Origin of the sequence: Paenibacillus sp. 11B (genome assembly GCF_030487755.1) — a bacterium.
In the GTDB taxonomy this organism is placed as follows: Bacteria; Bacillota; Bacilli; order Paenibacillales; family Paenibacillaceae; genus Paenibacillus; species Paenibacillus vandeheii.
Genome location: NZ_JAUKNS010000001.1, coordinates 886,200 through 899,892, shown reverse-complemented (window position 1 = coordinate 899,892; position 13,693 = coordinate 886,200). Strand labels below are relative to the sequence as shown.

The window sequence follows — 13,693 nt, the reverse complement described above, 5'->3', positions numbered from 1 at the left end:
GGTTCTTTAATATAAGGTGCCGGTTCTGCGCTTAGGTGAAATAATCAATGTTAGCAAGTGGGAAATGCTCAAAAATACGCTCAGTAATAAACTCGCGCAGGGCGTCCTGCTGATCATCTTTATACACATATTTATACTGTCCCCAGCGGCCCCATTTCATTTTTCGCTTTTCGATATCCATCTCCAGCTTGGTTTTGGGGTATCGCTTCTCAATGGTAGCTTTTGCCGTTTTGGTAAAACGGTGCTGGATCATCTCAAAGGTTAGATCCTTGGTTGCTTCTTCAGGAAGTGTATCGGCAAGCTTTTGTAAAAGCTCAGAATATCCTTCTTCCCATCCGTCATACCACATGATTGGGGCAATAATGAATCCGAGCGGATAACCGGCATGAGCTATTTTCCCTGCAGCTTCAATACGCTCTTCAAACCGTGAGGTGGCTGGCTCAAAATTTTTGATCACGTAATCGGAATTCACGCTGAAACGGATACGAGTGTGTCCGTTATGCTTGATGTTTAATAAAGGCTCAACGTGATGGTATTTGGTCACAAAGCGAAGTCGTCCGTGTTCCTCCTCCGCCATAAAACGAATCAGGTCACCGAGATTTCCGGTGATATGCTCCAGTCCTACGGGATCGGATGTACAAGCTGCTTCAAAACGGGTAATTTCAGGAGCACGTTCCTCAATGTAACCTTTGGCAGCCTGAATGATCTCCTCGGTGTTTACATAGACACGGACATAGGGCTTGGCCCCAAGTGTCGTTTGAAGATAACAATAATGACAGTGACCCATGCAGCCTGTGGAAATGGGAATGGCATATTCGGCTGAGGGCTTCGATTGGTCAAACTTAAGTGTTTTACGCACGCCGACAACGAGGGTTCGCTTGGCCATTCGGTACTTTTCCTGCTCCGTTTCGCCAGGGAGATTGGTGATTCGATTATGGGATGTCGTCATCTGATAAGGAATATCCCTGAAGGTGACCCATTCCATAATCCGTTTACCTTTCTCATATTCCAGCGCACCGGGTTCAAAATACACCAAATCGGGAATAAAGGGTTTAGTGCCTTTTGCTTTGCGAACGGGTGGATGCGCTACACTTGTACTCACGAAATCACTCCTTTCAATACGGGACCTCGCTTAGTTTGCCTCGTTTGGGGATAAGTCACCCATGCCAATACTTGCGCTATGGTAACGGAAAATGAGGCCTGAAAAGCGCTTTATGGTCAGTAAGTAGTGAATGAATTGTGCAGGACTTGCCAATGCGTATTGATAACATGTATCATTATAAGATAGGGATCAGGCAAGAATATTGCCGGTCAGAGAGAAGAGAGGGAAGCAGATGCCAACGCCCAGTATGGAAGATTATTTGGAGCGTATATACAAATTAATTGATGAAAAGGGCTATGCTCGTGTGTCTGATATAGCTGAAGGTTTGGAAGTGCATCCTTCATCGGTGACGAAGATGATCCAAAAGCTGGACAAAGACGAGTACCTGATCTATGAGAAGTACCGCGGGCTAGTGCTTACGCCAAAAGGCAAAAAGATGGGTAAACGTTTGATGGAGCGCCATCATCTGCTTGAACAATTTTTAACGACCATTGGTGTTCAGGAGGAAAATATTTATCAGGATGTCGAAGGAATTGAGCACCATCTGAGCTGGGATTCCATTACCTGCATCGAGTCTTTGGTAGAATATTTCCGCCAGGATGAGAGTCGATTGCGTGATCTGAAAAGTATTCAGGAAGACATGAGCAACACCGAATCCTAAGCCTTAAAAGCCAGACTCACCTGGAAAATTGCAACGCATATCCATTCAAAAATCAGAGGATGCACCTGCCGCTAAAACGGTAGGGAGCGTCCTTTTGCTTTTTCTCGTCCAAAATATGGCGATTTTTCGCAACTTAATAATCGTTAGGAGCGTCTATTAAACTAGCAGAATTTGCCGCGAATTTATAATTATTTTGGAGGATTGCACTGATGAAGCTTCGAAAAGGATTGATCCTGCTGCTCATTTTTGTTCTGGGTTTACAAACTGCAGGACTAACAGCGCAGGCAGCTAGTCAAAAGGAAATTATCATTTATTTGGATGGTCAACGATTGGAATCGGATGTATCGCCTTACATTTTGCCCAAAGTAAATGTAACGATGGTTCCTCTGCGTGTCATTAGCGAAGGTCTAGGTGCTTCTGTTCTATGGTCACAGGCTACGCGCACCGTCACTATCAAGAAGTCCGATTCTGTCATTACGATGACGAGTGGACGCCAGCAGGCAACAGTAGATGGGGCCGTGGTTGATCTTGATGCCTCGGTAGAATTGAAGCAGGGCCGTGTAATGGTACCGATTCGATTTGTCAGTGAGAACCTTGGAATCCAGGTTACCTGGAACCAATCTGCACAGACCATTGATCTGACCACAGGCAATGCTCCTAACCCTAATCCAGTCACACCAGCAGAACCTGGTGGAACGGGAACTACGCCAAGTACGGATGAGATGCGGGGAGCATGGATCTCGACCGTAAATGGAGACTGGCCTTCATCTGGAGCCAAAGGAAACGTGGAGAAACAAAAGCTGGAGTTCATTCAGCAGCTCGATACGTTGAAGGATATGGGAATCAACGCCGTATTTGTTCAGGTGCGGGCCAATGGGGATGCGATCTATCCATCAGGACTTGTACCCTGGAATAGTGTATTGACAGGAACACAAGGGAAAGACCCTGGTTATGATCCACTTGCATTCATGGTTGAGGAAGCTCACAAACGTGGCCTTGAGTTCCATGCCTGGTTCAACCCTTTCCGGGCTACCAATTCGGCAAGTACAACCGGGCTCGCAGTCAATCATGTATCCAAGCTTCACCCGGACTGGATGGTTAATGCCTCAGGCAAATTGTATATTAATCCGGGTATTCCGGAAGCGAGACAGCATATTATTGATACCATCATGGAAGTAGTTAATCAGTACGATGTTGATGGCGTACATTTGGATGATTATTTCTATCCTTCCAATGTAACGTTTAATGATGATGCGGCTTTCAAAGCATACAACACATTGAATACAAGTGACCGTGCGGAATGGCGCCGGGACAACATTAATCAATTTGTCAAGCAACTTGGAGAGAGCATCCACAAAGTAAAAGCTGGCGTCCAATATGGCATTAGCCCATTTGGTGTGTGGCGTAACAAATCGGTTGATATGACCGGTTCGGATACAAAAGCCGGAGTAACCGCTTATGACAGCATGAATGCGGATGTACGGACATGGATCAAGCAGGAGTGGATCGACTATGTTGCACCCCAAGTGTACTGGAGCATGACACTCAGTGCAGCACGATATGACAAGGTGGTAGACTGGTGGGCCAATGAAGTGGCAAATACTGATGTGAAATTGTACATTGGACACTCACCTTATAAGCTGGGCACACCGGAAATCGGGTGGCAGACATCACAGGAAATTATTGATCAGCTTATATACAATGAGAAATATGATACGGTGAAAGGGGATATTTTCTTTAGTTCACAGTATCTGACGAAAAACCCACTTGGCTTGATTGCCAAATTAAAAGCCTATTATGGACTGTAAAACATTTTAACGTAATAAGCGTAATAAGACCAACCCCTGTTCTCATACAGTGGCAGTAGTAGCATGGACTGCCTGGAGAACGGGGGTTTTATTGTGTTGATTAATGGAGTTTTTGAAGGCGGCGGCGTAAAGGGGATTTCACTCGCCGGCGCCGTAAAGGGTGCAGAGGATCATGGTGTCGAGTTCAATCGCGTAGCCGGCACGTCATCGGGTTCTATCGTAGCTGCTTTGCTAGCCGCGGGCTATTCGGCGGAAGAGATGAAAGGCATTATCGAGAATACGCCGTTTGCTTCGTTGCTGCGACGTTCTCCCATATTTGATACCAAGTGGATCGGACCCGCAGCAAGGCTGTTTTTGAAGAAGGGGCTATATTCTGGGGAAGCGCTTGAATGCTGGATTCGGGATATGCTGAAAAAAAAGGGGGTTCGGACGTTTGCTGATCTGCCTCCAGGAAAGTTATTAATTATTGCATCCGACATTTCGAATGGTACCATTTTGGTACTGCCGGATGATATCAAACGATTCGGAATAGATCCTTCGAAACTGGAGGTAGCCAAGGCCGTACGCATGAGTTGCAGTATCCCCTATTTCTTCGACCCGGTAGCCATTCGCAGATCCCCTATCCTGTCTAAGGGTTTACGTTTTGCGGACCAGTTTGTTTATATCGTCGATGGAGCATTACTGAGCAATTTTCCGCTCTGGCTGTTTGATGGGGAGCGTACAGAGCGTGGAGGAGAAATCATACCTGTGGTTGGTTTTAAAATGGTTGGTAAAACCGAAGGAGAGACGGCTAGAATCAGAGGTCCCCTAAGTATGCTTCAAGCTTTGGTAGAAACGATGCTTACTGCTCATGACGAACGATATATCGAACAGATCAATCGATTCCGTACGGTGAAAATCCCTACCCTTGGAATTAAACCTACGGAGTTTAACCTTTCTGTACAGGACAGTACAGCTTTATATCAATCTGGGGTTAACGCAGGGACTGAATTTTTCAGTGGATGGAACACCAAGAACTATGGTGAACAGCTGGACAAACAGAGCCGAGAGCTAAGAAAGAAAAAAGCGGAGATACCACCACTGACTCCTGTATAAAAGAAAAAGCAATTCTCCGCATGTTGGGAGAATTGCTTTTCTGTATTTAGTCGAATTTAGTGCTTTAATGATACTTGGGTACGTCCTCATCGCTTTTACCCTTTTGTCCCTGGATAACCTGGAAAGGATAATCCTTGCGTTTTTTGGAAGATGAGCTGCTTTTCCGGGCACCAGACTGCGCATTAACTTTAGCCATGGTTTTAGCCGATGGTTTAATCTTCGGTGATGATGTTTTGCGTTCCCAACGGCGGGGCGGATATTTATAGAGCAGGAACACAACTCCGAACACGGCGAGAGGAATGATGAATTTCGATATACCTCCACTCATCATCCGGAATAATCCAATGGCCGCGAGTGCAATGAACGTCCAAAAAATGATGGCCTGCTTTTTCATATCATTCACCCTTTCACAGGATCAAATGTTGCAACAGGGACTTCCGACGTGGCCGATACGTTTGCGAGCTTGGCATCCAATTCACGCATACGGTTAAACGAAGCTATGGATACTTCTACCTGTTCATTAGTTGGTTCTTTGGTTGTCAGTAATTGCAGCCATAGCCCAGGGTATCCGAGATAACGAAGTACAGGGATATCACGTACCGAGTTGGTCAACTTTAACAATTCAAACGAAATACCGAGCACTACTGGCAACAACAGCAGCCGCTGTCCCATACGTTCCCAGAGGTTATCATACGTGAAGAGGGAGTACAAGAATACACCGATAATGACAGTCAGCATAATAAAACTGCTTCCGCAGCGATAATGCAGACGGCTGTACTTTTGCACATTTTCTGGTGTTAGTTCTTCTCCGGCTTCGTGAGCACTAATGACTTTATGTTCTGCACCATGGTATTGGAACAGACGTTTAATCATCGGTGTTTGGGAGATCAGCCACAGATAGGCAAGCAACAGGATCAGCTTAATTCCGCCTTCCAGTAAATTATGCAAAAACTGATTGTCGAATGCATTCTTGAACAGAAAATTCTCAATAACAACCGGCAACAATGTGAGCACAATTTTACCAAAGAGAAACGAAAGGATAGCTACTGCGGTGACGCCGATAATCATGCTTAGGCTCCAACCTGAGCCTTCTTTTTCTTTTTGTTTTGCTTTTTCTTCAGGTTCCAGTTCATCATCAGCATATGCGTCAGCAGAATAATTGAGATGTTTGCTTCCTTTGACGCTCGAATCTATAATGCTGACAATTCCGCGCAGTAGTGGAATCCGCCGCAATTTCATGACCCAGGACTTGTCTTGCTTGGGAACTTCCAGATACGTAATTTCGCCGTCTTTTCTTCGCACAGCTGTAACGTTGACATGTTTACCGCCGAACATTACGCCCTCAATGACAGCTTGCCCCCCGTAGCTGACAGGCTTGGATTGTTGAGGCAAATTATTCACCTTCCTATTCTGTTCTAGGCCTTCATGGTCGAAGGCAGTTTAATATCCCTATTGTATCGAATTTTGAGAGCAATTTCTAGTTTGCGAGTCGATCCAAGGGCGATGTTGTTAACTTTGTCCTGATTTGTACATACTACCCGGTAGAGTTAGGACAAAATTGGAGATTTAACCTCAGGTTTTGCAAACTGATTGTGAAGGAGAATATCGATGACAGAGTATACCGGTGAACGCACATCACATAAGGAAAATCAACGTGCTGACAAAGGAGAGCCAAAGGACCGGGGCAAGCGTCCTACCCAGCGGCAAGGCCAAGCGCATTATCTTACCAAGCCGTTACCTTTTGCAGTGGAGCTTGGTTTTTTCGCAGGTTTTATCTGGGGAGGTTTGCATTGGCTGTCTTATCTGCTTCATTTTACGATTGTGCCTTTAGGATTTTTGGCTGAACCGTTTTTTAAACACAATTTTATATATACTGCAGCAGGACATTTGACTGGCTGGCTGTTTTTTATTGTCTTTTCTCTTATCGCATCTCTGATCTACACGTTCACTTTAAAAAAATTCAAAGGCCCGATTCCAGGTATGATCTACGGCATTGTTTGGTGGCTGATTATCTTTGTCCTGATAGGTCCAAAACTGGATATGGTAAAGCCCTTAAACCGCTTAACCTGGGATTCCATCATTACAGAATTTTGTTTCTTCTTGCTGTGGGGACTGTTTATCGGGTACACCGTAGCCATGGAGTTCACGGATGAACGGAAACGTGAGCCAGAGCAAGCGGGAGCATAGCCGCAAAAAAGCTTCTCAATCCGGCAATGGCTGTGTTAAAATAGCAGATGGTTATTTGCAGAAAGGGTGGAGTAGCTATGAAACGGATTGTTGTAATCAATGGCCCGAACCTGAACATGCTCGGCGTACGTGAACCCGGCATCTATGGAACGCTTAGTCTGAAGGATATTGAGGACAAAATTCGCAGACAGGCAGAGGAGCTGGGCGTCTCCATCACTTTTTATCAATCCAATCACGAAGGGGACATCATTGATCGTATTCATGCAGCGATGGGCGATGCAGACGGAATCATGCTGAATGCCGGAGCGCTGACCCATTACAGCTATGCTGTGCGTGATGCCATCAATGCCGTAAAAGTTCCTACAGTAGAAGTACATCTATCCAACATTCATGCACGCGAAGCGTTCAGACATCATTCAGTAATTGCTGCAGAAACAATCGGGCAGATTGCCGGATTTGGCGAAGTAAGCTACGAACTGGGACTGCTGGCTCTCGTGCGTCATCTGGACAAGCAAACCTGAGCCGGGGACCCGGGAATGTGAGAGAAAGAAGGGTTACCGATGGAAAACAAACGAGTAAATAAGTTACGTGAGGCCATGCATGAACATGAACTCACGGCTATGCTGATTACTAATCCGATTAACCGTCGTTATATGACGGGTTTTACAGGCTCAGCGGGATATGTGCTGATTACGGAACAGGAAGCCTATTTGCTTACTGACTTCCGTTATATGACACAGGCACCGCAACAAGCCAAAGGATTTACCGTTGTGGAACATGGACCGAAACCGTTGGAATCCGTTCGCGATTTGCTAGCATCGGCGAATATCAAGCAGGTTGGTTTTGAGCAGGATCATGTCACCTATGGCACGCATACTGCTTATGCTGAAGCGCTTCAGTCTATTGAATTGAAAGCTGTATCCGGTATCGTGGAGCAACTTCGCATGTTCAAGGACGAAGATGAGATCGCTGTAATGCAAAGAGCTGCGGATCTGGCAGATGCAACATTCAGTCACGTTTTGCAATTCGCAAAACCGGGTATGACTGAACGTGAAGTGGATTTGGAGATGGAGTTTTTCATGCGCAAACATGGAGCAACTTCCTCTTCGTTCGACACGATCGTTGCATCGGGTGAACGTTCTGCTATGCCTCATGGTGTAGCAAGCGGCAAAGTCATCGGACAAAATGAGTTAATTACATTTGACTTCGGTGCGCTTTTGGATGGATACTGTTCAGATCTGACACGTACCATCGCAACGGGCACGCCTGTACCTGAACTGCGTAAAATTTACGATATCGTACTGGAAGCCCAGTTACATACGCTGGCGAACCTGAAACCGGGTATGACCGGACGGGAAGCAGATGCATTGGCACGTGATATTATTGCAGGGCACGGATATGGAGAGCAATTCGGGCACAGCACGGGCCACGGTCTGGGTATGGAAGTCCATGAGGCTCCCCGTTTGTCCAAGCTTAGCGACGATGTATTGAAACCGGGCATGGTCGTAACCGTTGAACCGGGTATCTACATTGACGGTCTTGGCGGCGTGCGTATTGAGGATGACGTGGTGATTACCGAGACTGGTATTCACATTTTGACGAATTCGGACAAGAAGTTCACCGTAATCGGCTAATTTACAGCCACTGGTGATATAAGACGATTTTTATTTTATAGGTATTTGGGTATTCACTACTAACCTGGATAAGCGTAAGCGTAGTGAAGGGAGCGGAATCGATTCTGAAGAAGCGAAGCGCTCGCCTTTGTCTCCTCATTTTAAACCTTATCAAAATCTAATCGGGAAAATGAGGAGACAACAGCGATCGGAGGAACGATCCGATCCCGGAACGGTCACGTCGCACACGATTACCAGTTGTATAGAATCAGTTGTATAGAATGAATCCATCTATAAATTAACCCATCGTCTCATATCACCTACTTTTCAACCATATCAGGAGGGATTTTTTGTGATTTCAGTAAACGATTTTAAAACAGGCTTGACTGTCCAAGTGGACAACGACATCTATACCGTACTTGATTTCCAACATGTTAAACCAGGTAAAGGTGCGGCTTTCGTACGTTCCAAACTGAAAAACCTGCGCAATGGTAACACCGTTGAGAAAACATTCCGTGCGGGTGAAACCATTGGCCGTGCCATCATCGAAAACCGTGGCGTATCCTACCTGTACGCTAGCGGTACAGAGCACACGTTCATGGACAACGAAACATATGATCAGTTCACACTGACAAGCGACCAATTGGAGTGGGAATTGAACTTCCTCAAAGAAAACATGAACGTAAAAATCGTTAGCTACCAAGGTGAAATCCTCGGTATCGACTTGCCTACAAGCGTAGAGTTGAAAGTTATTGAAACAGAGCCAAGCGTAAAAGGCAACACTGCACAAGGCGCTACCAAAAATGCTAAAGTGGAAACAGGCCTGAATGTACAAGTACCATTGTTCATCAACGAAGGCGATGTTCTGCTGATCGATACGCGTGAAGGTAAATACTCTTCCCGCGCGTAACGTTCACTTGGTGTAAAAAAATAAAGCATGAACTCAACCCTTTGCCTTTTCTCTGGCAAAGGGTTTTTTTCGAAAAAAGATTAGCCTATCAGACGCTTTCGTAATATACTGGGTTAAAGTCATTTTTCGGAGAGAATAATGACGATGGACATCAATTATGCATACTGCACAAGGTAGGGAGTGGATTTGCGTTGTCATTGTACGTCATGAAATTTGGAGGCAGCTCGGTCGGAGATACAGAACGCATGAAGCGTGTAGCCGGACGTGTTGTAGAAAAAGCGGATGAAGGACATCAGTGTGTAGTCGTGGTTTCGGCCATGGGGGATACCACCGATGATCTGATTGATCAGGCGAAACAGCTGAACAGTGAACTGCCTGCACGTGAGATGGATATGCTGTTGACTACGGGAGAACAGATCTCGATTTCATTGTTATCCATGGCAATTCAGGCGCTGGGGCGCAAAGCCATTTCATTTACAGGCTGGCAAGCGGGATTCCGGACGGAGCCAGTACACGGCAAAGCACGGATTAACGATATTCATCCGGAACGGGTGAATCAGGCGCTGGCAGAAGGCAACATCGTTATCGTTGCAGGCTTCCAGGGAATGACGGAAGACGGTGAGATTACGACGCTTGGCCGCGGCGGATCTGATACAACGGCAGTAGCCTTGGCAGCAGCCATCAAGGCGGACGCTTGCGAGATTTACACGGATGTAGACGGTATCTATTCTACCGATCCGCGAATTGTAAAGGTTGCACGCAAGCTCAAGGAAATATCGTACGACGAAATGCTGGAACTGGCCAATCTGGGAGCAGCGGTATTGCATCCGCGTGCAGTTGAATACGCGAAGCATTCCGGTGTGCCTTTGATTGTAAGATCCAGCTTTAACCATAATGAAGGAACGGTTGTGAAGGAGGAAGCAACAATGGAACAAGGCGTGGTAGTTAGTGGAATTGCCTATGACAAAAACGTGGCTCGCATCAGTATTCTGGGTGTACCAGACGTACCGGGGGTTCTTGCTGAGGTATTTGGTGCCCTTGCATCTGAACAGCTGGACGTTGACATTATCGTACAGAGCGGTGTGATGGACGGCAAGGCAGACTTCTCGTTCTCTGTTGCACTGTCTGATCGTGAGAACGCACTGCGTGTCATTGAGGTTCTTCACAGCCGCCTGCCTTACCGTGAAGTCACTTCGGAAGAAAACCTTGTTAAGGTCTCGATCGTTGGTGCAGGAATGGTTAGCCATCCGGGTGTTGCTGCGAAGATGTTCCAAGTCATCTCGGGCGAAGGCGTGAGCATCAAGATGGTCAGCACTTCCGAGATCAAGGTATCGTGTGTTATTGACGGAGAGAAGCTTCATGACGTAATTAAGGCCCTACACACAGCGTATGATCTGGATACGGCAGAGCAAGCCGTGATTGGCGGACCGCAAGTTCGTAGATAAAAACCGATATAGTTGTAAAGATACAACAAAGGTGTACTGTGTATTCCCATCCGGGAAGCAGTACACCTTTTTAGGTTGTTCACAACAATTTAAACATTCTTTCCTTACGTGTTCCTCGGAATGGTTGCATTCGGTTCCCTTCACCCATCTCTGGAACGCAGTCCAGCAAGTTCAATTGGGTGCAATACGTTACGTCATGCATTCTGCCCAGCCTCTCCAGCCTTCGGCCACCAGCGGATACTCGAACCAGATCGGGCAATTTGTCTTCGGCATGGGTTGCAGCCTGATGAAGCACCAGTCCCAGATCGTTGAGCATGATGGGAAATGGGGATTGCCGGTACAATTCTTCAATAATGCTGCCTGCACACAGGCCATCTTCCATTGCAAACTCATCCTGATCCCCGGCACATAACAATAGGATATCCCTGCGCAGCTCGCACAGAACAGCCGCTACAGCCTTCACATTGAGAAATGAGCCTGCAAGCACATGTTTGGCTTTGGATGCTTTGATGAGGGCGCGTGTACCATCTGTAGTGGTCAGAATAATGGTTTTGCCCACAATACTCGGCGTCATATATTCATAGGGGGAATTGCCCGCCACGAATCCTGAAATTTTTTTATCAAAACGTTCCCCGCCACGAATGGCATCCTTCACGTTCAATTGTTTCGCTTGAGGAACCGTCTCTACAGCAATCACATCCGCCGCATCATATGCCAGTGCCGTAACAATCGTACTGGTCGTTCGCAATACATCAATTACTACCACACATCGTCCTGCAATATCCATTCTGCGAACTTCATTCACATTGCCTACCACATCAACTCTCACTCCCCACAACTCCTTTCTGTACTTGGGGTAGGTGGTTCTGCCCTTTTTTATCCCGGAATGAATATCACCTGTCTGCAAGCACTATATGCAATTGGATCTAGACGGGTGCCTAGATCTAGAACAGCAGGCTGATCTATGATTTTTAACTCTCATCGCTATTTTGAAGAAAATGATAGATTTCAGCGTCATAAAATCAATGTACACACATAAACTTGAGATATGAACAAGCACCAGGAACGCTACAAAACCGAAATCAAGGTTGGAGGGGCCTATTCATGATGGTGAACTGGAAGGATATCTTTCCGGAACCGATTCGAACCATTCTGGGAAGAATGCCGCCCGCTTTATTAGATAAAGTGGAGGAAGTACGTATCCGTGAAGGAAGACCACTGGAAATCAATGCAGGAGATACCTACCACTTCCTCACACCCCAGGGCAGTCCGACTTCGAAGCCTGATGAAGCCTATATTCCCTTAAAAGAGGTAACACACAGGCTGCTGGATCTGATCAGCAATCATTCGCTTTATACATTGGAAGAGGAGCTGCGTAAAGGATTCATCACCATTCCTGGCGGGCATCGAATCGGTCTGGCTGGCCGGACAGTGCTAAGTGGCGGTCGCGTGGAATACTTGCGTGATATCAATGGATTCAATGTCAGGGTTGCCCGAGAGATTCACGGAGTCGCTGATCGCATTCTGCCTTATTTGCTGGACATGAAGAGTGGACAGGTCATGCACACCTTAATTCTTTCTCCCCCACAGCAAGGCAAGACCACATTACTGCGGGATTTGGCAAGACAGATTAGCAGTGGAACCAAACTTACGGGTGTCAATGAGCTAGTTCAGGGTATACGTCCGCGTTTAAAGGTTGGCATCGTTGATGAGCGATCTGAAATCGCTGGTAGTTACAAGGGCGTACCGGGATTTGACGTGGGACCCCGCACCGATGTCATGGACGGTTGTCCAAAGGCAGAAGGCATGATGATGATGCTTCGCTCCATGTCTCCCGATGTCCTGATTGTGGACGAGATAGGCCGTCCTGAAGATGCGGAGGCAGTGATGGAGGCACTCCATGCTGGCGTATCTGTCATTGCTACTGCACATGGTCGTGACTTGGCCGAGCTTTCTTCCAGACCTGCGCTGAGAACCTTGATCGTCGAGCAGATGTTTCAGCGCTATGTACAGCTGCAGCGGACGAGCCGGGGCATGACCTTTCGATTGGCCGATGGTAAAATGCGTGGCCTCCAGCAGACAGAAGTGGGAGGTGAGGCATTTGCTTAACATGCTCGGTGCCGTCATCATTCTGCTGGCCAGTACGCTCGCCGGATTCTACAAGGCAAGGCAGTATGCCTTGAGGCCCAGACAACTGCGAGAATTAATCGCCGCTCTCCAGCGGCTGATGACCGAGATTAACTACGGGCTGACCCCGTTGCCTGATGCAATGGGGAAAATGGGAGCCCAAACGAAAGAACCTGTTCGAACGCTGTTCCTCCACGCAGCCAGGCAGATGGAACCTCCCCATGGTCACACTGCTCTTGAGAGTCTGCAGTCTGGGATAGAAGAGACGTGGGGAAGATCAGCTATGAAGGCAGACGAGCGGGAGGTCATGCTGCAATTGAGCTTCAGCCTTGGCACCAGTGATCGTCAGGATCAGACCAAGCACATCTCGTTAGCCATTCAGCAACTCATGCATGAGGAATCCCGTGCCCAAGCCGATCAAATGAAATATGAACGAATGTGCCGCAGTCTCGGGATGCTTGTCGGAGCGTTAATCGTCATTCTGATCTTCTGAAATAGCCGGGATAGTGAGGTGCCAAGGTCATGAATTTAGAAGTGAACGCAATCTTTCAAATTGCGGGCATCGGAATCATCATTGCGATGATTCATACGGTGCTGAAACAAATGGGAAAGGAAGATATGGCTCACTGGGTGACCGTGATCGGATTTGTCGTTGTATTGTTCATGGTGGTCCGTATGCTGGACAGCCTGCTGCAAGAGATCAAATCGATATTTCTTTTTCAATGAGAACGGTCATGAAGCCGGG

15 protein-coding genes are annotated in these 13,693 nt (G+C 46.9%); 11 read left to right on the top strand and 4 right to left on the bottom strand.

Annotated elements, in window-relative coordinates; genetic code table 11:
* Positions 1-31: 31 nt before the first annotated feature.
* On the bottom strand, positions 32-1,102 hold the full coding sequence (gene splB, locus Q0V21_RS04045; RefSeq protein ID WP_301877697.1) for a spore photoproduct lyase: 1,071 nt from the start codon (positions 1,100-1,102) through the stop codon (positions 32-34).
* Positions 1,103-1,334: 232 nt separating this feature from the next.
* On the opposite strand from splB, the gene mntR reads away from it, so the two are divergent.
* The 3 genes from mntR (at position 1,335) to Q0V21_RS04030 (ending at position 4,666) form a co-directional block, all read left to right on the top strand.
* Positions 1,335-1,763, top strand: coding sequence for a transcriptional regulator MntR (gene mntR, locus Q0V21_RS04040; RefSeq protein WP_024631015.1), 429 nt, complete (start codon positions 1,335-1,337; stop codon positions 1,761-1,763).
* A 209-nt stretch (positions 1,764-1,972) separates the two neighbouring features.
* The gene (locus tag Q0V21_RS04035) at positions 1,973-3,571 is read left to right on the top strand and encodes a family 10 glycosylhydrolase (RefSeq protein WP_301877696.1); all 1,599 of its coding nucleotides are present in this window, start codon (positions 1,973-1,975) and stop codon (positions 3,569-3,571) included.
* A 93-nt stretch (positions 3,572-3,664) separates the two neighbouring features.
* A complete protein-coding gene (locus tag Q0V21_RS04030; RefSeq protein ID WP_079349759.1) occupies positions 3,665-4,666 on the top strand; it encodes a patatin-like phospholipase family protein in 1,002 nt (333 codons plus the stop codon).
* Between the two features lie 64 nt (positions 4,667-4,730).
* Here Q0V21_RS04030 and Q0V21_RS04025 read toward each other — a convergent pair whose 3' ends face one another.
* Positions 4,731-5,060 (bottom strand): hypothetical protein, encoded by a 330-nt coding sequence (locus Q0V21_RS04025; protein ID WP_301877695.1) that lies wholly within the window; start codon positions 5,058-5,060, stop codon positions 4,731-4,733.
* A 5-nt stretch (positions 5,061-5,065) separates the two neighbouring features.
* Entirely contained in the window at positions 5,066-6,058 is a 993-nt protein-coding gene (locus Q0V21_RS04020) for a DUF1385 domain-containing protein (RefSeq protein WP_024631011.1), read from the bottom strand.
* Between the two features lie 216 nt (positions 6,059-6,274).
* On the opposite strand from Q0V21_RS04020, the gene Q0V21_RS04015 reads away from it, so the two are divergent.
* The 5 genes from Q0V21_RS04015 (at position 6,275) to Q0V21_RS03995 (ending at position 10,821) form a co-directional block, all read left to right on the top strand.
* Positions 6,275-6,853, top strand: coding sequence for a YqhR family membrane protein (locus Q0V21_RS04015; protein ID WP_301877694.1), 579 nt, complete (start codon positions 6,275-6,277; stop codon positions 6,851-6,853).
* Between the two features lie 77 nt (positions 6,854-6,930).
* Positions 6,931-7,374 (top strand): type II 3-dehydroquinate dehydratase, encoded by a 444-nt coding sequence (aroQ, locus tag Q0V21_RS04010; protein ID WP_079349486.1) that lies wholly within the window; start codon positions 6,931-6,933, stop codon positions 7,372-7,374.
* Between the two features lie 39 nt (positions 7,375-7,413).
* On the top strand, positions 7,414-8,487 hold the full coding sequence (locus Q0V21_RS04005; protein WP_079349485.1) for a M24 family metallopeptidase: 1,074 nt from the start codon (positions 7,414-7,416) through the stop codon (positions 8,485-8,487).
* A 331-nt stretch (positions 8,488-8,818) separates the two neighbouring features.
* Positions 8,819-9,376 (top strand): elongation factor P, encoded by a 558-nt coding sequence (gene efp, locus Q0V21_RS04000; RefSeq protein WP_024631007.1) that lies wholly within the window; start codon positions 8,819-8,821, stop codon positions 9,374-9,376.
* Positions 9,377-9,567: 191 nt separating this feature from the next.
* The gene (locus Q0V21_RS03995; protein ID WP_301877693.1) at positions 9,568-10,821 is read left to right on the top strand and encodes an aspartate kinase; all 1,254 of its coding nucleotides are present in this window, start codon (positions 9,568-9,570) and stop codon (positions 10,819-10,821) included.
* 79 nt (positions 10,822-10,900) lie between these two features.
* Here Q0V21_RS03995 and Q0V21_RS03990 read toward each other — a convergent pair whose 3' ends face one another.
* Positions 10,901-11,650 (bottom strand): 2-phosphosulfolactate phosphatase, encoded by a 750-nt coding sequence (locus Q0V21_RS03990; RefSeq protein ID WP_079349484.1) that lies wholly within the window; start codon positions 11,648-11,650, stop codon positions 10,901-10,903.
* A 275-nt stretch (positions 11,651-11,925) separates the two neighbouring features.
* Between Q0V21_RS03990 and spoIIIAA the strand changes: the two genes are divergently transcribed.
* The 3 genes from spoIIIAA to spoIIIAC are packed head-to-tail and all read left to right on the top strand — an operon-like array spanning position 11,926 to position 13,674.
* Entirely contained in the window at positions 11,926-12,930 is a 1,005-nt protein-coding gene (spoIIIAA, locus tag Q0V21_RS03985; RefSeq protein ID WP_024631004.1) for a stage III sporulation protein AA, read from the top strand.
* A complete protein-coding gene (gene spoIIIAB, locus Q0V21_RS03980) occupies positions 12,923-13,441 on the top strand; it encodes a stage III sporulation protein SpoIIIAB (protein WP_079349483.1) in 519 nt (172 codons plus the stop codon). The genes spoIIIAA and spoIIIAB overlap by 8 nt, the downstream gene beginning before the upstream one ends.
* Positions 13,442-13,470: 29 nt before the next feature.
* Entirely contained in the window at positions 13,471-13,674 is a 204-nt protein-coding gene (gene spoIIIAC / locus Q0V21_RS03975; protein WP_017687585.1) for a stage III sporulation protein AC, read from the top strand.
* Positions 13,675-13,693: the final 19 nt, after the last annotated feature.

Bases quoted from the DNA above. Each gene is read 5' to 3' on its own strand.
- mntR (WP_024631015.1), top strand. From the start codon at position 1,335: ATGCCAACGCCCAGTATGGAAGATTATTTGGAGCGTATATACAAATTA.
- spoIIIAC (WP_017687585.1), top strand. From the start codon at position 13,471: ATGAATTTAGAAGTGAACGCAATCTTTCAAATTGCGGGCATCGGAATC.
- Q0V21_RS04035 (WP_301877696.1), top strand. From the start codon at position 1,973: ATGAAGCTTCGAAAAGGATTGATCCTGCTGCTCATTTTTGTTCTGGGT.
- aroQ (WP_079349486.1), top strand. From the start codon at position 6,931: ATGAAACGGATTGTTGTAATCAATGGCCCGAACCTGAACATGCTCGGC.
- spoIIIAA (WP_024631004.1), top strand. From the start codon at position 11,926: ATGATGGTGAACTGGAAGGATATCTTTCCGGAACCGATTCGAACCATT.
- Q0V21_RS04015 (WP_301877694.1), top strand. From the start codon at position 6,275: ATGACAGAGTATACCGGTGAACGCACATCACATAAGGAAAATCAACGT.
- Q0V21_RS04005 (WP_079349485.1), top strand. From the start codon at position 7,414: ATGGAAAACAAACGAGTAAATAAGTTACGTGAGGCCATGCATGAACAT.
- Q0V21_RS04025 (WP_301877695.1), bottom strand. From the start codon at position 5,060: ATGAAAAAGCAGGCCATCATTTTTTGGACGTTCATTGCACTCGCGGCC.